The organism is Streptomyces sp. XM4193 (assembly GCF_023072595.1).
In the GTDB taxonomy this organism is placed as follows: domain Bacteria; phylum Actinomycetota; class Actinomycetes; order Streptomycetales; family Streptomycetaceae; genus Streptomyces.
Genome location: NZ_JALLGK010000001.1, coordinates 1,345,573 through 1,368,015 on the forward strand (window position 1 = coordinate 1,345,573; position 22,443 = coordinate 1,368,015).

At 72.6% G+C, this 22,443-nt stretch carries 17 protein-coding genes and 1 riboswitch; of the genes, 6 read left to right on the top strand and 11 right to left on the bottom strand.

What is annotated here, in order from left to right:
- Positions 1-29 precede the first annotated feature (29 nt).
- The 4 genes from MTQ01_RS05690 to MTQ01_RS05705 form a co-directional block, all read right to left on the bottom strand.
- Positions 30-539: an Asp23/Gls24 family envelope stress response protein gene (locus tag MTQ01_RS05690; RefSeq protein WP_282613144.1), complete on the bottom strand. Its 510-nt coding sequence runs from the start codon at positions 537-539 to the stop codon at positions 30-32.
- A gap of 127 nt (positions 540-666) precedes the next feature.
- On the bottom strand, positions 667-1,731 hold the full coding sequence (locus MTQ01_RS05695; protein ID WP_247487143.1) for a hypothetical protein: 1,065 nt from the start codon (positions 1,729-1,731) through the stop codon (positions 667-669).
- Between the two features lie 1,185 nt (positions 1,732-2,916).
- Positions 2,917-3,612, bottom strand: coding sequence for a response regulator transcription factor (locus MTQ01_RS05700; protein ID WP_247487144.1), 696 nt, complete (start codon positions 3,610-3,612; stop codon positions 2,917-2,919).
- Positions 3,609-4,862, bottom strand: coding sequence for a PspC domain-containing protein (locus MTQ01_RS05705; protein WP_247487145.1), 1,254 nt, complete (start codon positions 4,860-4,862; stop codon positions 3,609-3,611). The genes MTQ01_RS05700 and MTQ01_RS05705 overlap by 4 nt, the downstream gene beginning before the upstream one ends.
- A 135-nt stretch (positions 4,863-4,997) precedes the next feature.
- Between MTQ01_RS05705 and MTQ01_RS05710 the strand changes: the two genes are divergently transcribed.
- Both MTQ01_RS05710 and MTQ01_RS05715 read left to right on the top strand, forming a co-directional pair.
- Positions 4,998-6,854: a PspC domain-containing protein gene (locus MTQ01_RS05710; protein WP_247487146.1), complete on the top strand. Its 1,857-nt coding sequence runs from the start codon at positions 4,998-5,000 to the stop codon at positions 6,852-6,854.
- Positions 6,851-7,078: a hypothetical protein gene (locus MTQ01_RS05715; RefSeq protein ID WP_247487147.1), complete on the top strand. Its 228-nt coding sequence runs from the start codon at positions 6,851-6,853 to the stop codon at positions 7,076-7,078. The genes MTQ01_RS05710 and MTQ01_RS05715 overlap by 4 nt, the downstream gene beginning before the upstream one ends.
- A gap of 123 nt (positions 7,079-7,201) precedes the next feature.
- Here MTQ01_RS05715 and MTQ01_RS05720 read toward each other — a convergent pair whose 3' ends face one another.
- Positions 7,202-7,717 (bottom strand): DoxX family protein, encoded by a 516-nt coding sequence (locus MTQ01_RS05720; protein ID WP_374207610.1) that lies wholly within the window; start codon positions 7,715-7,717, stop codon positions 7,202-7,204.
- 478 nt (positions 7,718-8,195) lie between these two features.
- On the opposite strand from MTQ01_RS05720, the gene MTQ01_RS05725 reads away from it, so the two are divergent.
- Together MTQ01_RS05725 and MTQ01_RS05730 are read left to right on the top strand one after the other, a co-directional pair.
- Positions 8,196-8,867, top strand: a complete 672-nt coding sequence (locus MTQ01_RS05725; RefSeq protein WP_247487148.1) for an enoyl-CoA hydratase-related protein — start codon at positions 8,196-8,198, stop codon at positions 8,865-8,867.
- 260 nt (positions 8,868-9,127) lie between these two features.
- On the top strand, positions 9,128-9,481 hold the full coding sequence (locus MTQ01_RS05730; protein ID WP_247487149.1) for a hypothetical protein: 354 nt from the start codon (positions 9,128-9,130) through the stop codon (positions 9,479-9,481).
- Positions 9,482-9,617: 136 nt separating this feature from the next.
- Here MTQ01_RS05730 and MTQ01_RS05735 read toward each other — a convergent pair whose 3' ends face one another.
- Positions 9,618-10,799, bottom strand: a complete 1,182-nt coding sequence (locus MTQ01_RS05735; RefSeq protein ID WP_247487150.1) for a C40 family peptidase — start codon at positions 10,797-10,799, stop codon at positions 9,618-9,620.
- A 7-nt stretch (positions 10,800-10,806) separates the two neighbouring features.
- A riboswitch (cyclic di-AMP (ydaO/yuaA leader) is annotated at positions 10,807-10,960 on the bottom strand.
- A gap of 293 nt (positions 10,961-11,253) precedes the next feature.
- Entirely contained in the window at positions 11,254-11,868 is a 615-nt protein-coding gene (locus MTQ01_RS05740; RefSeq protein ID WP_247487151.1) for a DUF1707 domain-containing protein, read from the bottom strand.
- 58 nt (positions 11,869-11,926) lie between these two features.
- On the opposite strand from MTQ01_RS05740, the gene pcrA reads away from it, so the two are divergent.
- On the top strand, positions 11,927-14,461 hold the full coding sequence (gene pcrA / locus MTQ01_RS05745; protein WP_247487152.1) for a DNA helicase PcrA: 2,535 nt from the start codon (positions 11,927-11,929) through the stop codon (positions 14,459-14,461).
- 327 nt (positions 14,462-14,788) lie between these two features.
- Here the strand turns inward: pcrA and MTQ01_RS05750 are convergent, their stop codons facing one another.
- Together MTQ01_RS05750 and MTQ01_RS05755 are read right to left on the bottom strand one after the other, a co-directional pair.
- Positions 14,789-17,041, bottom strand: a complete 2,253-nt coding sequence (locus MTQ01_RS05750; RefSeq protein WP_247487153.1) for a M23 family metallopeptidase — start codon at positions 17,039-17,041, stop codon at positions 14,789-14,791.
- Positions 17,042-17,293: 252 nt separating this feature from the next.
- Positions 17,294-18,154, bottom strand: coding sequence for a triacylglycerol lipase (locus MTQ01_RS05755; protein ID WP_247487154.1), 861 nt, complete (start codon positions 18,152-18,154; stop codon positions 17,294-17,296).
- 313 nt (positions 18,155-18,467) lie between these two features.
- On the opposite strand from MTQ01_RS05755, the gene MTQ01_RS05760 reads away from it, so the two are divergent.
- A complete protein-coding gene (locus MTQ01_RS05760) occupies positions 18,468-18,878 on the top strand; it encodes a cobalamin B12-binding domain-containing protein (protein ID WP_247487155.1) in 411 nt (136 codons plus the stop codon).
- Between the two features lie 304 nt (positions 18,879-19,182).
- Here the strand turns inward: MTQ01_RS05760 and MTQ01_RS05765 are convergent, their stop codons facing one another.
- Positions 19,183-20,916 carry a DUF5691 domain-containing protein gene (locus tag MTQ01_RS05765; protein WP_247487156.1) on the bottom strand — a complete coding sequence of 578 codons (1,734 nt, stop codon included), beginning with the start codon at positions 20,914-20,916 and terminating at the stop codon, positions 19,183-19,185.
- Positions 20,913-22,271 carry an SWIM zinc finger family protein gene (locus tag MTQ01_RS05770; RefSeq protein ID WP_247487157.1) on the bottom strand — a complete coding sequence of 453 codons (1,359 nt, stop codon included), beginning with the start codon at positions 22,269-22,271 and terminating at the stop codon, positions 20,913-20,915. Before MTQ01_RS05770 ends, MTQ01_RS05765 begins: the two co-directional genes overlap by 4 nt.
- Between the last annotated feature and the right edge of the window lie 172 nt (positions 22,272-22,443).

Sequence of the window (22,443 nt, forward strand, 5' to 3'; positions counted from 1 at the left end):
GCAGCATCGAGCCGTGCCGCGCGCTCTCTTCATCGCACGTGCGAACGGTCGCCCGACACGCTCGCGGAGCGGCGGTCGCGCCGGGAGCCACCTGAACCCTCCGCGCCCTGCGCGTCCCCGGACTCTTCCGAGGGCTCGGGGACATGTACGTCCCGCACATCGATATTGATCTCGACGACCTCGAGACCCGTCATCTCCTTGACGGTCCTCCAGACGTTCGACCTGATCTGGTGCGCCGTGTCGGTGATGATCGCGCCGTACTCGACGACGAGCGCGATGTCGATGGCGGCCTGCGTCTCGCCGACCTCGGCGTCCACCCCGCGTGTGCTGTCCTCGCCGGACTGCAAGCGGTCGCGCATCGCTCCCATCGCTCGTGACACCCCGCCGCCCATGGAGTACACGCCGTCCGCCTCCCGGGCGGCGATGCCGGCGATGGACTCCACGACGACGTCGGCGATCCTCGTTCGTCCGCTCACGTTCCGGCCGCCCGGGCCGGAGTTCTGCTGTACCTGCGACGTCCTGTACTGCTCGGTCTGCATCGGAGCCCCTTTCCTTGTCCCCGAGCGGTCCCGCCCGCCTGCCGGGCGGAGTTTCAGGGCGAGGTCGGTGGCGGCTCGCGTCACCGGTGGTTCGCGTGGCCTCGTGGAGGCGTCGCGGCCGACGGGGTCACTGCGGGCGACCGCGTGCGGCGCGAGGTGAGCGTGTATGTGCCGGCTTCCGCACACTGTTCGTCGGGCTACGGTCGGCCTCGCGCGTACCGGCGTCGCGAGCGGACCGGCGGGGGTGTTTCCGGGGGACCGCGTCGGCCTCCTTGCCGACCGCGCGGGGCCTGTTGATGCCCGGGTCGCGACGGGCACGCGGCGTGGAGCGGGCCGGGCGCCCGGATTCGCCGCGGCGAGCAGCGGGCTCGGCGTCGCCCGCTGCGGCCCCGTCGTCGTCCGGTTCGTCGGCGGCCCCGTCGTCGTCCGGTTCGGCCGATTCGTCGTTCGGTTCGTCGTCGTCCGGTTCGTCGGCCAGTACTGCGGGGGCGGTGTCCAGCTCGTCCTCGGCGGCGTGGACCGCGTGGCCTGCGCTCTCCACGGCTCCCTCGGCCGTGTCCTCGACCGCGCGGCTCGCGCTGTCGGCGGTGGTGTGCACCGCCTTTCCGGCGCTACGTGCGATCTCGCCGGCTCCCTCGCCGGTGGCCTCGACCGCCTGACCGGCCCCTTCGCCGACCGACTCCGCCGCCTCGCCGGCGCCGTGACCCAGCTCGGCCACCGCCGTTCCCGCGCTGCTGCCCAGCTCCGCCGTGGCGGACTCGACCCCGCGCGTCACGTGCTCCAGGATCTGCGGGTTTCGGTCGATCGTGGTCAGTACGCGTCCCACGATCGCAGCGACGTGCCGCAGCCGTACCTCAAGCTCCGCCTCGGCCTCGACGCCCTTGATGTCCAACTGGACCCTGCCCAGGCGTACGTCCGCGCCGACGTGGAGCTTGAGGAGGTCGAGCACTTCCGCGCTCAGGGAGACCTTCGCGGTGAGGTCCTCGACCTCGAGATTGATCTCGTCGACGTGGAGCGTCGGCACCTCAAGCCGTACGTCGGGGGCTTCGACGGCCGGATCGTCCCGGTCCGTCCGGGCCGGGAGCGCCGTTCGGTTCGCACCGTCGGTGTTCTCCTCCTCGTACGCGTCAGCGTCTTCGTATGCGTCTTCGTCGAAGTGGTCCCGGCCGGCCGAGTGTTCGGGATTATTCATTCCAGACACAACCAAATGGGTAGTAAGTACGCATTCAGGTTTAGTGTGCCATCTATCACGCTTCGGGGCGACTGTCGTCGCTTGGGGCGCACGGCGCGGGGCCTTCCCGTCGCTGCAGCGTCGAGCACATCCGGAAACCGACGCGCCGGCGTCGGCGGCACGCGCTCCACAGTCCCGACGCGCCTGCCACCTGCGACCTGCCCAGGGGGCGTGTGGCGTCGGTCCCCAACCGTGCGACGACGGCGCGAACAGGCATGAGGAAGGTTTCGTTGGGTGGGGAGCAGGGTGTTCCGGTGTCTGCGGGAGAGCCGCCCGGGACTGGTGGTCGACCGGTACGCGTGCACGGGGAGTTGACGGAGGTGTCCGACCGGTGGGGAAGCGAGTCGGTGCTGCGGACGGTCGGTGCGTGTGCGCGCGTCCAGGTCCCGTGCTCCTGACCGCGGTGACGGCGCTCCAGCTGCTCGCCGGTGGGTGTACGTGCCGGGCGCAGGTCTGTTCTCCGCGAGTGACGGGGGCGGCGTCTGTCAGGAGGTGATGCCCCGCGTCTGCGAGGTGTACGAGGGCGATGGGCGGCAGCCCGATCGCGGAAGCCGGTGCCGCGACGTGTTTCCGGGGGTCCTGCAGGGAAAGCGACGAGACGACCTTCTCGCTGCACGTCGAAAGCTCGAAGAGGCCCGGGCGAACGGCTGTCGGTCGATGCGGGTGCCGGGGCGGTGACCGCCTCCGGGCGGGCAGAGCCCTCCGCGTCCGACCGACAACTGCACGACCGCGGTGGGGCCTTGTCCGAAGACGTCCGGCCTCGAGACCTCGGGTCACTTCGCGACCGGGCGCCGCCACTGAACGGGCCCGCCCCGCGAGGCGGGTGGGCAGCCACGTCACGAAGTGCACGGTGGTTGCGCCGAGTCGGGGGAGTCGGTTCCTCGGGCCGGGGCGCGGTCAGCTCACCGTCGGCAGGGACGGCGTGCGATGAACCGAGCGTCCCCCGAATCGTCGCGGGGCCGAATCGTCGCGGGGCCGAACCGGCCGTGGGCCGAGGGGAGTTCGGGTCGGCGGGGGCAGGCTGATCGCTCCTGCGGCAGTACCGCCGACACCCGGCCCGCCCGCACGACGTCCGCGCCCCACCCCACCCCACCCCGAGCCGAGGCGGTCGGGGCAGTTGTCCGCGGGCGGGGCCGACCCTCCTGCTCAGACGAGCCGGCGGGCGGTGGCCCAGCGGGTGAGTTCGTGGCGGTTGGAGAGCTGGAGCTTGCGGAGCACCGCGGAGACGTGCGACTCGACCGTCTTGACGGAGATGAAGAGCTGCTTGGCGATCTCCTTGTACGCGTAGCCGCGTGCGATCAGCCGCAGCACCTCGCGTTCGCGCTGGGTGAGGCGGTCGAGGTCCTCGTCGACCGGGGCGGCGTCGGTGGAGGCGAAGGCGTCCAGCACGAAGCCGGCCAGGCGGGGGGAGAAGACGGCGTCGTCGTCGGCGACCTGGAAGATCGCGTCGACCAGGTCGCGGCCGGTGATGGTCTTGGTCACGTAGCCGCGTGCGCCGCCGCGGATGACGCCGATGACGTCCTCGGCGGCGTCGGAGACGGACAACGCCAGGAAGCGCACCGGCTGTTCGGGGTCGGCCATCAGCGCGGAGCTGCGCCGCAGCACCTCCACTCCGCCGCCGCCGGGCAGGTGCACGTCCAGCAGCACGACGTCCGGACGGGTCGCCGAGATGACGCTCACCGCCTGGTCGACGTCCCCGGCCTCGCCGACGACCTCGACCCCGGTGGACGCGGTCTCGCCGATCTCGGCCTGCACCCCGGCCCGGAACATCCGGTGGTCGTCGACGAGCACGACCCGTGCGCGCCGGCCGCCGGTGGTCTCTTCGCCCTGCTCCGCGCTCATGATTCCGCCCTCTCCATCTCCAGCACCACCTCGGTGCCCTCACCAGGAGTGGACCTGATGCGGGCGGTGCCGCTGTTGCGTTCCATCCGGCCGATGATTGACTCCCGTACGCCCATTCTGTCCGAGGGCACGGAATCCAGATCGAATCCGGGCCCGCGGTCCCGGACCGAGACGAAGATCGTCGAGCCCTCGACCTCGGCGAAGACCTGGACGTGGCCGGTCTCGCCGCCGTACTTCGCGGCGTTGACCATCGCCTCGCGCGCGGCCTGGAGGGTGGCGGTCAGCCGGTCGTCCATCGGGCAGTCGCCGACGCACACCACCTCCACCGGTACGCCGTGGTGGTCCTCGACCTCGGCGACCACCGACTTCACCGACTCGGCGAAGGTCCGCGGGCTCTCGTCCGACTCCTCCTCGCTCGCGCCGCGCGCGCCCTTGTAGAGCCAGGCGCGCAGATCGCGCTCCTGGGCGCGGGCGAGGCGGCTGACCTCGCGGGCGTTCTCGGAGTTGCGCTGGATCAGGGTGAGGGTGTGCAGCACCGAGTCGTGCACATGGGCGGCGACCTCGGCGCGCTCCTGCGCCCTGATGCGCATCAGACGCTCCTCGGAGAGGTCCTGCGTCATTCGTACGAGGTACGGGCCGGCGATCAGCGCGATACCGATGACCACGGCCAGCGACGCCTGGAGTACGGCGCCCAACTGCCGTCCGGAGCCCTGGATCACGGCGAATCCGGCCACGCCCGCGCCCACCAGTACGACGCCGGCGGCGGTGCGGGCGAGCGGGATCAGCCGCTTGCTGCGGCTCATCTCCGTCCAGTGGGCCCGGCGGTCGTTGTCCACCTGGCGCCAGACGACCGCCACGCCGACGCCCATGAGTAGCAGCGGCCAGACGTAGGCGTTGGCGGTGCCGAACTGGAGGTTCTCGCCGAGCGCGACGAGCGAGACGATCAGCACGACCGCGGCGAAGAGGTAGCCCCGGTCCGGTTTGCCCTGTGCCGGTTTGTGGCCCTCCCCGACACCGCCCGCGCCGAGCGGCACCACGAACCAGAACACCGCGTACAGCAGGGCGCCCAGACCGCTGGTGAAGAAGAGCACGATGAACACCACCCGCACCCAGGCCACCGGCAGCCCGAGGTGGCCGGCCAGGCCGCGGGCCACGCCGCCGAGGAGCCTTCCCTCGGAGCTGCGGTACAGCTTGCGCAGCGGGCGTACCGCGGGCGCCTGGGTCGGCGGCGCGGGAGGAGCTGTTGTCATTGCTAGATCGTCACACGCGGGAGGAACGCGGTACATCCGGGTTACCCCCCAATCCCTCCCTGACGAAAGATGTCAGGGCAGCCTCCGGGGTGGCCCCGGATACCGCCGGGCGGGACGAGTCGACAGTATGGACGCATGACACAGGAGCACTGGGGCCACGACGGGCCCGCCGGCGGGAGTTCGGCGGGCGGCCCGTCGGACGGCCCGGCGGTTCCCGGCGGCGCCGAGGACCGGCGCGGCGACGCTTCCGCGCACGCGGGGGTGGGCGCGAGCGGCGCGGGCTCCGCGCACACCGGCGGGCCGACGGGTGCGGGTGCGCGCCTCGGCGCCGGCGGCGACGTCGGCGGTCGGCCGCGAACCGGGGGAGAGGGCGGGATGTGGGCGTCCCGCAGCGGCCGCGGCACGGACGGCGCTTCCGGCACGGGCGGCGCGGGTGGTACGGGCGGCACGGGCGGTGGCGGCGGTACCGGTACGGGCGCCGCGGACGTCTTCGGCACCGGCGGCGTGGACGGCGCGGAACGCCTGGAGCGCAGTCGGCAGCACAAGGTCCTCGCAGGTGTCTGCGGCGGGCTCGGCCGCCACTTCGACATGGACCCCGTGCTCTTCCGGGTGCCGGTCGCCGTCCTCTCGGCGATGGGCGGACTCGGACTGCTCTTCTACGCCTTCGCCTGGCTGCTCGTCCCGCTGGAGGGTGAGGACGAGAACGAGGCCAAGCGGCTGCTCTCCGGCCGGGTCGAGGGCGGGGCGCTGGCCGCGGTGCTGTGTGCGCTCGCCGGTTGCGGTGTCGCGCTCGCCTCGCTCGACAACGGCAAGCTCCTCACCTTCGCGCTGATGGTGACGGCGGCCCTGGGTGCCGCCGCGTACTGGTCGCAGAAGACGCGCGGCGAGAAGCCCGAACTCGGCGCGGACGCACGGCCCGAGGCGCCGCCCGAGCCGCAGGCGCCGCCCACCCCGCTGGCCCCGTCCTGGTGGCGCGAGCCCTCCCACACCGACGGGTACCTCTGGGGCCCGGCGGGCGCCGAGCAGACGCCGCCCGGCGCCGCGTGGACCGAACAGCAGCCCACGGGCGGCGCGGCACCGGTCGCTCCGCAGGACGGCGGCCGGCGGAGCCCGGTCTCGCTGGGCGGCGGGGTGTTCCTCGCCGCGGTCGTCTCGGCGGTGGGCGGCAGCGCGGCGGTCTGGTCGAGCCAGCCGCTGGGTACGGCGCTTGTGGTCGGGCTGACCGCTGCGCTGGCGACCTTCGGACTCGGCCTGGTCGTCGGGGCGTTCACCGGCAGGATCGGGGGCGGCACGATCGTCAGCGTCGTACTGACCACCCTGTTGCTGGCCGGCGCCGCCAGCCTGCCGAAGGACCTCACCACCACCTTCTCCGAGCAGCTCTGGAGGCCGGCCGCTGCCGGGGAGGTGCGCGAGCACTATCGGGTGGGCACCGGCCAGGGCACTCTCGACCTGGGCGGGCTGCGGATGAAGGAGGACGACACGGTCGTCACCTCGCTCAGGGTCGCCGCCGGCGAGGCGCGGGTGGTCGTGCCGCCGAACGCGCTGGTGGAGGTCGACGTACGGGTGGGCCTCGGCGGGTACGACCTGCCGGGTGTCGGCAGCGGGCAGGACGGCAGCGGTGTCAGCGGCGGCGGTTTCCGCGTCACCGAGAGCTACACCATGGGGCCGCTGGACGGCGAAGAGCCCGCAGGGACCATCGAGTTGACGGTCGACGTGGGCGCGGGCGGCGTCACCGTCGAGCGCGACATGGACGCTCCGGTCCGCACGCCCGGCAGCGAAGGGGACGGCGGCACGGACACCGGCGAGGAGACCGGCACCGACCCGGACGCTGAACCGAGCGGCGGCCCGAGCGCGGAACCCGGCTCGGATCCGAGCGCGGAGGCGGCCCGGGTTTCGAGTGCGGGTCCGGTCGCCGGGCTCGGGGACCGGTTCGGGGACGGTTTCGGGGGCGGGCCGGTTCTCGCCGGCCGCGGGCAGGAGGAGCGGTCATGAGCCGTACGAACAGTCGCAACCGTTTCGACCCCGCGAAGCTCCTGCTGGGCCTTGCGCTGCTGGCCGTTGCCGGAGGGCTGCTGATGCGGACGCTGGACGAGTGGGACCTGTCGTACGCGCTGCTCATCCTGGCCGTACCGGCGGCGCTGCTGCTGTCCGGGCTGGTCGCGGCGGCCGATCGGGTGCTGCGTGTGCGCCGCGGGCGAAGCAGCGAACTGCCCTGACCCGCAAGCCAGTTGGGGCGCGCCTCGAGTTTCCGGGCGTCCGGACGCGGCTCCGGGCGCCGGACGCCCAGGGCCGGGCCGCGGCAGGATCCGAACGACGGTCCCCAGCGGTGACGACGGTTCCTAGCCGTAGAGTCGGCGTCCGGACCGCCTGCGGCGTTTGCAGATGACCGCGTCGAGCGAGTAGATCTGCGCGCCCGCGATGAGCAGCGGGACCCAGGCCATCAGGTACGGCACGTCCTGGCTGTAGTAGTACGGGCCGACGTCCCAGCTGATGGTGAGCCAGAACGACAGCGAGATCAGCAGGCCGCCGAACGCCACGAGCCGCATCAGCAGCCCGGTCAACGCCCCGATGCCCACGGCCAGTTCACCGAAGGCGATGGCGTAGCCGAACGCCTCCGGGTTGGTCAGTGCGAGGTCGAGCAGCCAGGGCGCCGCCGCGTTGGGGATGGAGTGGAGCAGGTCGCTCATCGAGGCGGGGAAGTCGGGATCGGTGAGTTTGTCGATGCCCGCGTAGGCGAACGTCACGCCGAGGAAGAGACGCAGCGGCAGCAGTGCGAGCTGCGACGTGGTCGGTGCCGGTTGTCCGCCCTCGCCGGGGTCCATGCGGGTACCGCCTGTGTGATCAGTGAGGCCCATCGCGTCCCCTGTCCCTTTCCGCCTGCTGTGCTCCGGTCCGCCGAAGGGAGCCTTCCCGCGCGACGCTCCCGCATGGGTGTACGAACGCGGTGGGTTCTGTGTTCACCGTGTAGGGGTGCGGCAACGAACGGCGCAGGCCGCCCGATCCCTTGCCTATCCCAGGCACCTGCCCTAACTTACCAATGAGTAGCATCGGGTTCGGCAGGTTTGCCGAGGTCCGAGCGGTGCCGGGAGGAGTGCGTGATGGTGCAACGCGGCAGCGACCGCCGCGCGCGTGTCGCCACCGGAACCGCCGTACCGCCGTACGGACGCGGAGCCGCGCGGGCGTCCGGCCCGCGGCAGGCGTCCACCGCCGCACCCGCCCCGCGTGAACCGTCCCGGCGAAGCGCGCGGCCGGGCGCACTCGCGCGGGCCTGACCGCGGAGCCCGTGCGCCGCACCGCGCCGCCCACCTCTCCGCCCACCCCCAAGGAGCAGCCATGCCCGTACTCGACCGCCAGGACGCGGTGTACGTACTCGATCTCGGCGACGGCGAGAACCGCTTCCACCCGGAGTGGATCGCCTCCGTGAACGCGGCCCTGGACGAGGTGGAGCACGCCGACGGCCCGCGCGCCCTGGTGACGGCGGCGACCGGTAAGTTCTGGTCCAACGGGCTCGATCTGGAGTGGCTGTTCGCCCACGCCGACCAGCACGAAGAGTACGTCGTCTCGGTGCACGCCCTGTTCGCGCGCATGCTGGCTCTGCCGCTGGTCACCGTGGCGGCGCTCCAGGGGCACACCTTCGCGGCCGGCGCGATGTTCTCGCTGGCGCACGACTTCCGGGTGATGCGGGCGGACCGCGGCTTCTGGTGCCTGCCGGAGGCCGACATCAACATCCCGTTCACTCCGGGGATGTCCGCCCTGGTGCAGAGCCGCCTCGCGCCGCAGACCGCACACGAGGCGATGGCGACCGCGCGCCGTTACGGAGGCACGGACGCGGCGGCGCACGGCGTCGTCGACGAGGCCGTCGGGGCGGACGACGTGCTGGCCACCGCCGTGGAGCGAGCGGCCGCCCAGGTGGGCAAGGTCGGCGACACCCTGGGCACGATCAAGTCCCGGCTCTACGCCCCCGCGTTGGCGCTGCTGCGCGACCCGGTCAACCCGCTCGGCTGAGGCGCCGCCCGGCCGTCGCGCCGTGCGCCGCGCGTCGCGTGTGCCGCGCGTTGTGCGCCGCGCGTGCTGCTGCACGCGGGCCGAGCGTGCGCGGATCGCGTACGCGGGTCCTGCGGCTGCGGCTGCGGCTGCGGCTGCGGGTCGGGTCGGGCCAGGTCGGATCGGGTCGTACGGCCGTGCGCGCGGGGGCGGGTCGGGGTGCGCAGGCGGAAGCGCACCCGGCCGATCCGGCCGCACCCGGCCCCGTTACGCTCCGGCCCATGAGCACAGTCATCAACCTCGTCGTCGCGCTGCACATCATCGGTATCGCCGCTCTGCTGGGCGGCTTCTTCGCGCAGATGAAGGCCATGAGCGCCGGCGAGGGCCGGATGACGCCGGGGATGCTGCACGGCGCGCTCACCATGCTGGTCACCGGAATGATCCTGGTCGGGCTGAACGAGGCGGACGGCGCCGAGGTCAACCACGTCAAGATCGGCCTGAAGCTCGCCGTGCTGGTGGTGGTGCTGGGCCTGGTCTACGTCAAACGGGACGAGGAGCGGGTGCCCGCCGGAATGCTGGGCGCCGTAGGCGCGCTGACGACGCTGAACATCTTCCTCGCCACCGTCTGGGTCTGACCCGCAGCCCGGACCCGCCACCCGTACCTGCCGCCCGGCGCCCGCAGCCCTGACGTGCCGCGCGGGGCCAGGACCTGAACCCGCAGCCGACCCGGCCCGCCCCGCGAAACGCGGAGGCGGGCCGGGTCGCGGACGGTCAGGTCGGGCGCATCGCGCTGTGGAAGGGCATGTAGTCGACGGACTCGTACTTCACGTCGTCGCCCGGCTTGGAGGCGTGGATCATCTGGCCGCCGCCCACGTAGATCCCCACATGGGTGACGTCCGCGTAGAAGAAGATCAGATCCCCGGGGCGCATGTCCGACTTGGCCACCTTGGTGCCCACCTTCACCTGGTCGAACGTCGTACGGGGCAGCTCCAGGCCGCCCGTCCGCCACGCGGCCTGGGTGAAGCCCGAGCAGTCGTAGGAGTTGGGCCCGGTGGCGCCCCACACGTACGGCTTGCCGAGCTCCTTCTTGGCGAAGGCGAGCACCTTCTGCGCCTTCGCGCCGTAGGAGCCGCCGTCGGACGGCTTCTCGGGAGCCGGCTGTTCCTTCTCCTTCTCGCGTTCGCGGCGCTCGCGTTCGGCCTGCTCCTGCTGCTTGCGCGCTTCCTCCGCGCGCCGTTCGGCCGCGGCGGCGCGTTTGCGTGCCTCCTCCTGCCGCTCGCGCTCGGCGGCGGCCAACCGTGCGCGCTCCTGCGCGGTGAGCTTGGACAGCAGCTTCCTGGCCTCGGTCAGCTTGGTCTGCACGGTGCTCTTGTCGGCCGCCAACTCCCGCTGTGCCTCGGTGAGTTCGGCCAGCTTTCCGGCTGCTGCCACCCGCTGCTTGGCGACGCTGCGCTGCTTGTCCCGGAACGTGGTGACGGCGTGCTGCTGCCGGGCCGACATCCGCTCCATGACGTGCGTCTGGTTGAAGTAGCCCTGCGGGTCCCGGGAGAGCAGCAGGGTGGCGGTGTCCGACATCCCGCCGTCCCGGTACTGGGCGGCGGCGTAACTGCCGAGCACACGGCGGGCCTTGTTGAGGTCGTCCGCCCGTCGGGCCGCCTCGTCGAGCAGCCGGTCGACCTGCTTGCGGCGACTGTCGGTTCGCTCCTTGGCGGCGTTGTAGCGCTGGGTCGCGGCGCCCGCGTCGCGGTAGAGCGCGTCGACCTCGGAACGGGTCTGCTCCAGCGTGGGCCGGTCGCCCTCGCGGTCGTCGTTCGGATCAGCGCCTGCCTGCTGCGAGAGCAGGGTGACGGACGCGAGCGCTGCCGCCGTCGCGCCGATCGAGCCGCGCCGGGCCGCCGGGGACAGTGCCGAGGTGCGTGGTTTGCGGTGCCGGGGGCGGTGTCGTGGGGCCACGATCCGCAACTCCTTCCGTGGACCGCCTACCGGGTTAGCTGTCGGGTTCGGGCGTCGGAAGGCTGCCCTACGGGCTCGGCTCGCGCCTGCGCCCGATTCACCCCGGTGGTGCTCAGGTGGGTCCCCGGCTCCGGCTGGGCCGGACTCGGCGGAGCAGTCCGGGCCGGCGCTTTCACCGGCGGTGACGGGCTGCTTGGAGGAGCACCGTAGTGAGTGGCCGCGGCTGTTGGGAAGACCGGTGTCCGATGTGTCGGGAAACCACTTCCGAGTCGGCGGCCGTTCGCCCGAGTTGGCCATCGAATGTCGTGAACTGTCGCGCACACAGCGCCTCTTGCCGCCGATCTTCCCCCGGGCCGCGCCCGAGGCGTCGGCTGCGGCCCGGTGCCTCGGCTGCACCGGCGTCGCCGTACCCGCCCGTGTCTCGGCTCCACCGGCGTCGCCGCGCCTGCCGGGATCAGCTGCTGCGGAGCCAGTTCTCCCAGCGGTTGGGGTAGCGGATGCGCACGTCGCCCATCGCGGCCCTGCCGGTGAGCTCCAGGGTCGGCGAGCCGGGCGTGGGCGGCTCGGTGGCCCGGTTGCGCACCGATCCGACGCTCACCTTGAGCGAGTGGGTACGCGCCGACCAGCCGTGCGGGACGATGACGGTGACGTTCCCGATGCCGGCGTTGACGTCCAGCACGACCTCGCTCTGATGGCACTCCGCCTGGCTGAAGTCGATCTTGATGTCGCCGAGTCGGGAGATGGCGTTGATCCGCGGCGGCACGACCCAGTACCCGTCCTGGACGATGTCCCCGGCGCCGGTCTTCAGCTCCAGCGGCTGCTGAGCGGCTGCCGCCTTCTTCTGCTGCTGGTGGGTGGCCGGCAGATCCGCGGTGAGCGGCTCCAACTCGCCGTACGTCTTCGCCGTGAACGCCTTCTCCAGCCGCTCCTCCAACTCCTCCAGATCGATACGGCCGTCGCCGGCGGCTTCGCGCAGGCGCTCCGCGACGGCCTCCCGGTCCGAGTGCGACGCACGGAGATCCGCGTCACGTCGAGGGCGGGGGGCGGGCGCGGAAGAGGAGTCCGTCATACGGGCAAGTCTAGGAGAGGCTCGCGTTGTCGTAGGTGCCGCCTAGACTCGGTCAACGATGAGCAGCCTCTTCGACGACAGCTTCCTGGCCCGCCTCGAACCCTCCGAGGAGGAGCCCCCGCCGCCACCCGAGGACGACCTCGCGCCGCCGGACGAGGAGCTTCCGCCCGGGTTCTTCGCGGCGCCCCACCTGAGGGAGGACGCGCGCGGTGCGCAGCAGCACGCCGCGCGCCTCCCGGCCGACCCCGCAGCACTGCTGGAGGGGCTCAACGACCAGCAGCGCGCGGCCGTCGAGCACCGCGGCAGCCCGCTGCTGATCGTCGCCGGCGCCGGTTCGGGGAAGACCAGAGTGCTGACGCACCGCATCGCCCATCTGCTCGGTGCCCGCGGTGTCCACCCCGGCCAGGTCCTGGCGATCACCTTCACCAACAAGGCCGCGGGTGAGATGAAGGAGCGGGTGGAGGAGCTGGTCGGCCCGCGCGCGCAGTCGATGTGGGTCTCCACCTTCCACAGCGCATGTGTGCGGATCCTGCGGCGGGAGAGCAAGAAGCTCGGCTTCACCTCATCCTTCTCGATCTACGACGGCGCCGACGCCAAGCGGTTGATGGCGCTGGTCTGCCGCGATCTGGATCTGGACCCCAAGCGTTTCCCGCCGAAGTCCTTCACCGCGAAGATCTCCAATCTGAAGAACGAGCTGATCGACGAGGAGGACTTCGCCGGTCGGGCGTCCGACGGCTGGGAGAAGACGCTCGCCGAGGCGTACACGCTCTACCAGTCGCGGCTGCGCGAGGCGAACGCGCTGGACTTCGACGACATCATCATGACCACGGTGCACCTGCTCCAGGCGTTCCCGGACGTCGCCGACCACTACCGCCGGCGCTTCCGGCACGTGCTGGTCGACGAGTACCAGGACACCAACCACGCGCAGTACACGCTCATTCGGCAGCTCGTCGGTGTCGGTGCCGCGAAGGCGGGCGCCGCGGGTGCCGGGCCCGCGGGTGCGGGGTCGGGTGCGGAGGTGGAGCCGGGCGGCGCCGAGGCGCCGGAGCGGGCCGAGCTGTGCGTCGTCGGCGACGCCGACCAGAGCATCTACGCCTTCCGCGGCGCCACCATCCGCAACATCCTCCAGTTCGAGGAGGACTACCCGGACGCCACCACCATCCTGCTGGAGCAGAACTACCGCTCCACGCAGACGATCCTCACCGCCGCCAACGCCGTCATCGAGCGCAACGAGAACCGCCGCCCGAAGAACCTCTGGACCCAGGCCGGCGACGGCGCGCGCATCACCGGCTACGTCGCCGACACCGAGCACGACGAGGCGCAGTTCGTCGCCGAGGAGATCGACCGGCTCACCGACGCGGGCACCGCGAGGAGCGGCGACGTCGCCGTCTTCTACCGCACCAACGCCCAGTCCCGCGTCTTCGAGGAGATCTTCATCCGGGTCGGCCTGCCCTACAAGGTCGTCGGCGGTGTGCGCTTCTACGAGCGCAGGGAGGTCCGGGACGTACTCGCCTACCTGCGGGTCCTCGCCAACCCGGAGGACACCGTCCCGCTGCGCCGCATCCTCAACGTCCCCAAGCGCGGCATCGGCGACCGGGCCGAGGCGATGCTGGAGGCGCTGGCCTCCCGCGAGCGGATCAGCTTCGCCGCCGCACTCCGCCGGGTCGACGAGGCGTACGGCATGGCCTCCCGCTCGGTCAACGCGGTCAAGCGATTCAACTCCCTGCTGGAGGAGTTGCGCACGATCGTGGAGTCCGGAGCCGGCCCGGCGACGGTGCTGGAGGCCATACTCGAGCGCACCGGCTACCTCGCAGAGCTCCAGGCGTCCACCGATCCGCAGGACGAGACCCGGGTGGAGAACCTCCAGGAACTCGCCGCCGTGGCCCTGGAGTTCGAGCAGGACCGCGGAGAGGACGACCCGGGCACCCTCGCCGACTTCCTCGAGCAGGTCGCCCTGGTCGCCGACTCCGACCAGATCCCCGACGAGGGCGAGGGCGGCGAGGAGACGGGCGTCATCACCCTGATGACCCTGCACACCGCCAAGGGACTGGAGTTCCCCGTCGTCTTCCTGACCGGCATGGAGGACGGCGTCTTTCCCCACATGCGGGCGCTCGGCGACAGCAAGGAGCTGGAGGAGGAGCGCCGACTCGCCTACGTGGGCATCACCCGCGCCCGCGAGCGGCTCTATCTGAGTCGGGCCGCGATGCGCAGCGTCTGGGGCCAGCCCTCGTACAACCCGCCGTCGCGTTTTCTGGAGGAGGTGCCGGCCGAGTTCCTGGACTGGCGGCGCACCGGTGGCCGCGCGGCGGGCGGTGGTTCACCGCTGGCGCCGGTGGGCGGGCTGCCCGGCGGAATGTCCGGCGGGGCCTCCGCACCGCGACGCGGCACCGGCGGCTTCGCCACCCAGCGCAGAGCGGGAGGCCGGCCGGTGGTCGCGCTCTCGGTCGGCGACCGCGTCACCCACGACAGCTTCGGGCTCGGCCGAGTGGTCGGGGTCAAGGGCAGCGGCGACAGCGCCGAGGCGACCGTCGACTTCGGTGACCCGAAGCCCAAGCGACTGCTGCTGCGCTACGCCCCGGTCGAGAAGCTCTAGCCGAGGGTTCTGGGGGAGAAGCGGGGCCGGTCGTGGATCGGTCCCGCCCCGGGCCCGGGGCGGGATCTGCCGTGGCTGATCGCTGTGACCCCTCGGCGAATCCGTCGAGGTGCGCGTCGTGTTGGTGCGTACCGCCGCGCCTCACTGGTGTGGTGGGCCGCGGCGGCGCGGCGAGGTGTGCCCGGTCCGGGCGCTGCCGGGTGTTGGCGCGGTACGTGGACGCGCGGAGCCTGCTGACGGCAGAAACACTGCACGGCGGCGCCGACCGTGTGCTGTGTGTCGACGGGTGCGTGCGCAGCGGGCCGTCGGCCCACCCCGCGGGACGTGTTACGTCGGGTCCAGGCCCTTGCCGCGGAACCAGCCGAGCGGGTCGATCGCCGAGCCGCCCCCGGGGCGCACCTCGAAGTGCAGGTGCGGACCGGTGGAGTTGCCGGAGCTGCCCGCGTAGCCGATCGTGTCGCCGGCCTTGACCGGTCCGCTGCGGATCTTGCTGCTGCTGAGGTGGCAGTACCAGAGCTCGGTACCGTCCGCGGTGGTCAGTATGATCATGTTGCCGTACGAGATGTCGTACTTGGTCGAGATCATCCCGTCGGCCGACGCCTTCACCGGCGTTCCGTAGCTGACGGGGAAGTCGATACCGGTGTGCAGCGAGAGCCAGTTGACGCCGGCCTGGCCGTAGTACGCGCTCAGCCCCGGCTGGGTCACGGGCAGGGCGAACTTGGGGCGCTCGGCCTCCTTGCGGGCGGCCTCCGCCTCCTTGCGCTTGCGCTCGGCCTCCTGGCGCTCCTTGAGGTCGAGTCGCTCCTGGGTGCGGCTGGCACGGCCGGCGAAGTCGCCCGCATCCGCGCGTACGCCGTCGAGCTGGATGTCCAACTTGCTGTTGGCGTCGGACGGTTTGACCGATGCCGGGTCCGGTGCGGCCTGCTCGCCCTTGTCCTTGCTCTCGTCGCCGAGGTTGCCCACCGAGGCGGCGGCGATACCGGCGACACCCATCACGGCGACGGACGGCACGGCGACGGTCAGCAGTGCGGAGCGCCTGGGCTTCGCCGCCCGGCGCCGGCGCCGGCTGGCAGCACCGGCGAGGGACGCGGGGACGTCCGGGGAGATGTCCGGCGCCCAGTCGCCCGCGTTGTCGTCGCGAGGTGTGTGCCGGCCGGGCTCGGAGCTGTCGAAGGGGGCGCCGTCGTCGTGGGCGCGGAGCTCGTGGAGCGGGATGTCGCCGAGAGTGTCCGAGTCGACGGATCCCGCGCGGCTGTCCGGGGCGTCCGCCGGTTGCTCCCTCTCGGTGCCCTGCGGATGGCCGTTCGGCTGCGACTGGTCGCCGAGGTGCGGGACGCCGGCGAGGTGCGGCTGCTGCTCGGCCGCCAACTGCTCGGCCTGCGCCGCCTGTTCGGCCTGCCGGGCGGAGCCGGCCGCGGCGAGGTCGGAGACCTGCCAGCCGCCGGTGTCCCATTCGCCGGTGCCGCTGATGGTGGAGCCGGCGGAACCGGAGTCGGCGAGGTCGGACGGGTGGTGGCCGGTCACCGGCGCGCCGGGGCCGTAGTCGCCGAGGTCCCAACTGCCGGACTCGTACTGCCCGACACCGAACCGACCGGTGTCGTACTGGCCCGTGTCGTACTGGCCGGCCTCGAACTGGCCGGTGTCGTACAGCCCGGTCCCGAACTGGCCGGTGTCGTGGAGCCCGGTCCCGTACGGGCCGACGGTGCCGAACCGGCCGGTGTCGTGGAGACCGGCGTCGAACTGCCCGACGGTGGCGTCCGGATGGCCCGCGTCGTGAAGCGCCTCCGGAGCGAAGGAGCCGAGGTCGTAGGCACCGGTGTCGTAGGCGCCGGTGTCGTAGGCGTGGCCCGCGTTCGGAGCCCAGCCCTGGGCGTCGCCCGACATCTGCGGTTGACCGCCGTGGTTCCAGTGTCCGTTGTCGGCGTCCGCCGCCCACTCCGGGCCGGTCTGGGCGGGAATGTCGAGAGGCGAGTACGTTCCGCTGCCCCACTGCGCGCCGGCCTGGCCGGTGTCGTGACCGGCCGCGCCCATGGGGTCGTTGGGGTGGACGCCGCTGTCGGCGGACGCGTAACCGGTGTGCTCGTACAGGCCCCCGGCGTGCGCGCCGGCGTCGTACGTGCCGGTGTCGTAGGCACCGGTGTCGTACGCGGTGGTGTCGTAGGCGCCCGTGTCGTACCCGCCGGCCTGATGGGCTCCGCTCCCGTACGCGCCGCCGGCATCGGGGACTCCCGCGCCGTGGAGACCGGTGTCGTCGCCGTACGCGGTCGTCGGGTGGGCGCCGGTGTCATAGGGGGAATACGCGGCGTGGGTCCCGGTGTCGTACATGGTGGCGCCGTTGTCGTACGCGCCGTTTCCGTACATCGGGGCGGGCTGTTGTTCCTGGCCCGGCATCGTGCCGAAGAGGGGGTCGACGCCGTAGGAAGGCTCGAAATACCCGTTGTCCGTGCCGTAGTGCTGCTCCGGCGGTGCGGCGTAGCCGGTGGTCTCGTCGTACGACGTGTAGCCCGGGTACCCCGCGAACGAGGTGCCGTGAGGGCTGTCGTGTGAGCCATTAGGCCCCGACGGGGAAGGGTCGTTCACCACCAACTTCTCTTTCACCTCGGAGACAAGCGGGCTGGCGGAGCAGTGCGGCGACTGTACCCGGCGGTATGCGGGGACGACAATCTTCCCTGTGTTTTGTCCTCACCGAACCCGGGCAGAAGGCCGCCTTTCGGCGGACTACGGACCGGTAGTTGACGCGCTGTTCGACAACTGTTCGTCGTCCGGCGCGGGTTGAGGTCGGGCAGCGGGAGCGAGAGAGCTCCACGGCCCCCGGGCGGATCGTGCCGCAGGTCAGGCCGCGCCCCCGGCCGCCCGGCCGCGGGCGGCGCGTTGGACCGCGGGCAGCTTCGCGGGCACATCGCCGGACGAGGCCGCGGGCGCGTCGAGATCCTCCGCCTCGCCGCCGGGCGCGGTGTCCGCCGTGACCAACTCCTCACGGACACGGGCGATCACGGCCCAGTGCGCGGGCATGGCCAGATGTCCGATTCCCCGTACCGGCACCTCCCGCACCCGCAGATCGGCACGGTCGAGACGGGCGGTCTGCGGGGGCGACATCACCGGATCGAGATCGCTGTGAAAGCTGATGAAGCGGGTGCGGCACTCCGGGACCGGCTCAGCCAGCTCGGCCATCACCCGTGAATCCGGTCGGATCTGCCGCACGATCGGGTGAAGCGAAAGAAGCGGCGCGGCGGATGTGCCCAGATGCGGGGTCCCGAGCGTCACCACGGTGTGCACCCGGGAGTCGCCGCCCAGCCGCTGCACGCAGTAGCGGGCGACGAGCCCGCCCAGGCTGTGGCAGACCAGATCGACCTCGTGATGGCCGGTCCGCGTGCAGACGTCCTCGATCAGATCGGCGAGCTGCCGGGCCGTCGCCGGCACATCACCCGCGAACGGGGAGTAGTTGAAACCCGTCACAACCGGCCAGTCGTGCCGGCGCAGCGAGCGGCGCATCAGGGCGAAGACGCTGCGGTTGTCGATGAAGCCGTGCACCAGCACCACAGGGCGTCGGCCGGGGAAGCGGTCCGCCCTCGTCTCCACCGGCGCGTCGGCCGCCATGCCGCTCGGATAGAGAACGAGGTGACCTGCGAGCGCGGTCGCCTCCAGCACGGTGGTGCCCAGCACGCTGAGCAGATCGCTGGGCGATCTCGGCATCGGAACCCGCACGGCAACCCCCGTCACGCTCCACCGCCCGGCCCTGTCCCCGGATCGGCGACTGCGGACCCTCGGTCACACGGTCCGCGAGGCGCGGTGGTGGTGCAGCTCGACGACCTGGAACGACACTGTCCCGACCGGAACGCGGGCGGGAAGTCCGCCGAACGTCCCAATCCTGAATGTCCCCGTTCGGCGCTGTGGCGAAACTGACGGGTAGGCGACCGCGGAGGGTTAGCTGTCCTTCGGGCTGTGCGTCGGGACGGAGCCGAGAAGGCCCGGTCCGACCCAGCGACGCGGGCGAGGAGAGGCGGCGATGACGGTGTCGGGTCCGATTCGAGTGGTGGTGGCCAAACCCGGTCTGGACGGGCACGACCGGGGAGCGAAGGTCATCGCCCGCGCGCTGCGGGACGCGGGCATGGAGGTCGTCTACACCGGGCTGCACCAGACGCCCGAGCAGATCGTGGACACCGCGATCCAGGAGGACGCCCACGCGATCGGGCTCTCCATCCTCTCCGGCGCCCACAACACCCTCTTCGCCGGTGTGCTGGAGCTGCTCCGCGAACGGGAGGCCGAGGACATCAAGGTCTTCGGTGGCGGCATCATCCCGGAGGAGGACATCGGCCCGCTCCGGGAGCTCGGAGTCGCGGCGATCTTCACGCCCGGCGCTCCGACCGGCGAGGTCGTGGAGTGGGTACGCGCCCATGTACGGCCCGTGATCGCCTGAATTCTCCGGGCCCGCCCTGCCCCTGCTGGCTCAACCCATCCGGTCCCGCCCGGCTTCCGCGCCGCCCGTCGGCCCTCGCGCTTTCTGCCCCGATCCGGATCCCCGGCAGTCCACGCCCTGCCGGCCCCGCCCCGCCTCGTTCGACTCGGCTCCAGGCGCTCCGGGACGGCTCGCAGCCGAAAGATCGCCGGTTCGTACGTGCTGCCCGCGAGCGACCGATGGCGGGTCCGCATCGCGCCCGCACCGGGCGGCAGGCGTCGGCCGGTGCGGGCGGCAGTCGTCCCGCCACCCGCACCGGTGGCCGTCAGCCTGCCGGTGACGGCCCGGGCTGCTCCAGCTCCTCCCGCATGGTGGCGCGTATCCGCAGCGTCAGGACCAGCCGGTCGAAGGCGTCCGACCAGTACGCCGCGGCTCCGGGACGCGCGCCGTCCTCGGCCTCGCTGCCGCCCCGGCGGGTCGCCAGCGGCACGAACTGCTCGGCCAGAGAGGGGTCGAGCGAGCGCTCGGCCAGACCCAGCACACCGCTGAAGCTCCACGGGTAGCTGCCGGCCTCGCGGGCGATCTCCAAGGCGTCCATCACGGCCTTGGCCAGCTCCGCGGGCCACGGCACCGAGCAGGTGCCCAGCACCCGGAAGGCATCGGCGAGGCCGTGCGCGGAGACGAAACCGGCGGCCCACCGCGCGCGGTCCTGCTGCGGCAGCACCGCGAGCAGCCGCGCGGGGTCGCCCGGAATCTCGCCGCCGGGACGCACCGGAAGGCCGAGCAGCGCCTCGGCCCACGCCGTGTCGCGCTGGCGCACCGCTGCCCACGCCCAGGCCGCGTGGAGCTCGTCCCGCCAGCCGTCGGCTACCGGCAGCGCGAGGATCTCCGCCGGGCTCCGGCCGCCCAGGTGCGCCGTCCACCGCGAGAGCGGGGCCGACTCCACCGTCTGCACCAGCCACCAGGAGCGCTTGCCGCGGCCCTTGGGGGGCGTCGCCACCACACCGTCCCGCACCATCGCCGCGTCGCACTCCCGCGGCGGTTCCACGGCCAACCGGGCCGAAGACCCGTCTGCCACCCCGTCTACCGCTCCCTCTGCCGCAGCCCCGTCCGCCGGTCCGAGGCCCACGCAGCCGCTCGCGCGCTCCCACATGCGGCGGGCCAGCGCCGACTCCGGCAGCGTCGCCAGCAGCTCGGCCGCGGTGGTTCTGACGTTCTTGCTGCGATCGCCGAGCGCCCGGTCGAGGAAGGGCTCGTCCGCCGTGGACAGCCCGCGCCGCAGGGAGTCCAGGAACATCAGCCGGTCCTCGGCCCGCTCGGTGGACCAGGTGGTCAGGAGCAGCTCGCGCCCGGCCGCCGGATCGCGACGCCGCACCGCGGTCAGCAGCGAAACCCGCTCGGCGAACAGCCCTTCCTCCCAGAGCTGCCGCACGCTCTGCTCGTCCACCGCGGGCTCCGGGCAGGCGACCTCATCGGTCGGCTCCGGGCCGTCCGGCATCGCTCGCGGGTCCCGGGGGAGGGCGCCGCCGCGCAGCGCGAACCTCCAGTCCGGGTTGAGCCCGGCCAGCCATGGGGCGCGCGGCCCCGCGAAGGTCAGCACCTCGCTGCGCAGGTCGGTCCGTGCCCGGGCGGCGTCGAGCAGCTGCGGCAGCAGCGCCGAAGGGGCGCCGAAGCCGCGCGAGTTGGCGATCGCCAGCCACTCCGGCAGCAGCTCGCCCAGATCCGGACTCTGACGCGTCGCACCGTGCGAACCGGCGCCGGACGCCGCCCGGTACCCGCCTCGCGAGGAACGGGAGAGGAACTGGCCCAGCCTGCGTGCGGCGGCCGGTGGCAGCTTGCTCCGCGGATCGTGCGGGGCGGGCTCGGGCCGCGGTCCGGCCTGCGCCGGTCGCAGCCCGGCGCGCTGCCGGACCGTCGATACCGCCGCGAGGTCGAGCAGGGCCGCCGCCGAACCTCCGGGCGGGGGACGGCGCTCCTCACCGAGCAGGGCCGCCGTCACCAACTCCTCCCACGCGACCTCGGGAACCGCGCCGATCGGTGTCTGCTTCTCTGTCGTCACAGCGTGATCGCCTCTCCGTCGGACCAGACCGTCTGCGGGAGGAACCCGCCGTGGCCGCACTCGCCGAACACGGTGATCGGTGTGCCGCCCGATATCGCCGCGAGCTGCCAACGGGCGCTCTCGGAAGGGAAGCTGAGCGGTACGGCCGCGTCGCTCGCGCTGTCGGCGAGCCGCCAGCCGTCCGCCGCGCCCTCCTGGGGCGGCAGCGGCACCACGTCGTGCAGCACCGCGGGCCACGCCTCGATCCAGGGATCACTGCGCAGGGCCTCGCCGTAGCGCGTCAACGCCGCCTCCACTCCCACTCCTTCGGGTGCCGACGCCGGAACCGGAGCGCTGCGCCCCTCGCCGAGCACCGCCCGCAACGGGCTGCCGCCCGGGTAGTACGCCAGGGAGGCCTCGAACACGGTGCCCACCGGCAGCACCAGCTCCGGCGCCTGCCCGGCCGCACCGAAGGAGAGCACCAGGGCGAACCGCCCCGAACCCTTCTCCATGAGCCACACGCGGCGCACCGTCAACCGCCCCTCCTGGCTGTCGCGCTGACCGAGCACCAGCCAGTCGCCCGCCAGCCGGGCGTTCTCGTCGGCCAGCAGTGTGGCGGCGTCGGTGCTGAGACCCACCTGGGCCCGCACGGTGGCCGCCAGCTCCTGCGGCAGCTGATCCCGGCGCAGATATCCCTGGGTCAGCAGGCGCAGCAGTGCGCAGTCCGCGAGCAGCCTGCCGGGCCAGCCCGGCCCCGACCCGGGTATCGAGGCCAACTCCCGGACCCGGGTGGCGAGTCCGGGCGCCTGGGCGTCGACCATGCGGGCCGCCGTCTCGTCCCACTCGGCATAGCCGAGGTGCTCGGCGCCGGCGAGGCCGGTGCGCAGCAGGTCGGCGAGCCGCTGCTCCAACTCCTCGGCGCCCGCGGTGATCCGCTGCGCGCGCCGCTCGGCTCTGCGACGTGCGGCCTCCGGGTCGGCAGGCGCCTCCCCCGCCGGCCGGGCCGCCTTGGCCTCGGCACGCTCACGTCGGCCGCTGAGCCACTTCTCGGCCCAGTCCGGCACGCTCTCCGGACCTGCGCCGTCCGCGACCACCGGGTCCTTCTCCGCCCAGAGCAGCAGCAGCGCGAGCGCGTGCTTGCAGGGGAACTTCCGGCTCGGGCAACTGCACTTGTAGCCGGCGCCGACCAGATCGACCACGGTCTGGTACGGCTTGCTGCCGCTGCCCCTGCACAGCCCCCACAGCGCCCCCTCGCCCTGTGCCGCCCGGGACCAGGGGCCCGGAGTGGCGAGCTTGCCGCCCGCCTTGCGTGACGCCGCGTCGGGCGCGAGCGCCAGCACCTGTTCCGCTGTCCAGCGGACCTGTTGTCCCGTCATGGATCGAACAGTAGAACCAGCCACTGACAGCGGCGCACGAGTCCCGCGGCGCCCGCCTCAGCAGACGCTGCTGCCCCGCGACCGGCCGTCCGCCGACAGCCCGTCGGGCCCGGTCGGGAGGGCGGTCGGCGGGCGGACGCCGATCCGGGGATCGAATGTCAGTGGCAGGGTG

Bases quoted from the DNA above. Each gene is read 5' to 3' on its own strand.
- MTQ01_RS05690 (WP_282613144.1), bottom strand. From the start codon at position 539: ATGCAGACCGAGCAGTACAGGACGTCGCAGGTACAGCAGAACTCCGGC.
- MTQ01_RS05695 (WP_247487143.1), bottom strand. From the start codon at position 1,731: ATGAATAATCCCGAACACTCGGCCGGCCGGGACCACTTCGACGAAGAC.
- MTQ01_RS05700 (WP_247487144.1), bottom strand. From the start codon at position 3,612: ATGAGCGCGGAGCAGGGCGAAGAGACCACCGGCGGCCGGCGCGCACGG.
- MTQ01_RS05705 (WP_247487145.1), bottom strand. From the start codon at position 4,862: ATGACAACAGCTCCTCCCGCGCCGCCGACCCAGGCGCCCGCGGTACGC.
- MTQ01_RS05710 (WP_247487146.1), top strand. From the start codon at position 4,998: ATGACACAGGAGCACTGGGGCCACGACGGGCCCGCCGGCGGGAGTTCG.
- MTQ01_RS05715 (WP_247487147.1), top strand. From the start codon at position 6,851: ATGAGCCGTACGAACAGTCGCAACCGTTTCGACCCCGCGAAGCTCCTG.
- MTQ01_RS05720 (WP_374207610.1), bottom strand. From the start codon at position 7,717: ATGGGCCTCACTGATCACACAGGCGGTACCCGCATGGACCCCGGCGAG.
- MTQ01_RS05725 (WP_247487148.1), top strand. From the start codon at position 8,196: ATGCCCGTACTCGACCGCCAGGACGCGGTGTACGTACTCGATCTCGGC.
- MTQ01_RS05730 (WP_247487149.1), top strand. From the start codon at position 9,128: ATGAGCACAGTCATCAACCTCGTCGTCGCGCTGCACATCATCGGTATC.
- MTQ01_RS05740 (WP_247487151.1), bottom strand. From the start codon at position 11,868: ATGACGGACTCCTCTTCCGCGCCCGCCCCCCGCCCTCGACGTGACGCG.
- pcrA (WP_247487152.1), top strand. From the start codon at position 11,927: ATGAGCAGCCTCTTCGACGACAGCTTCCTGGCCCGCCTCGAACCCTCC.
- MTQ01_RS05755 (WP_247487154.1), bottom strand. From the start codon at position 18,154: ATGCCGAGATCGCCCAGCGATCTGCTCAGCGTGCTGGGCACCACCGTG.
- MTQ01_RS05760 (WP_247487155.1), top strand. From the start codon at position 18,468: ATGACGGTGTCGGGTCCGATTCGAGTGGTGGTGGCCAAACCCGGTCTG.
- MTQ01_RS05770 (WP_247487157.1), bottom strand. From the start codon at position 22,271: ATGACGGGACAACAGGTCCGCTGGACAGCGGAACAGGTGCTGGCGCTC.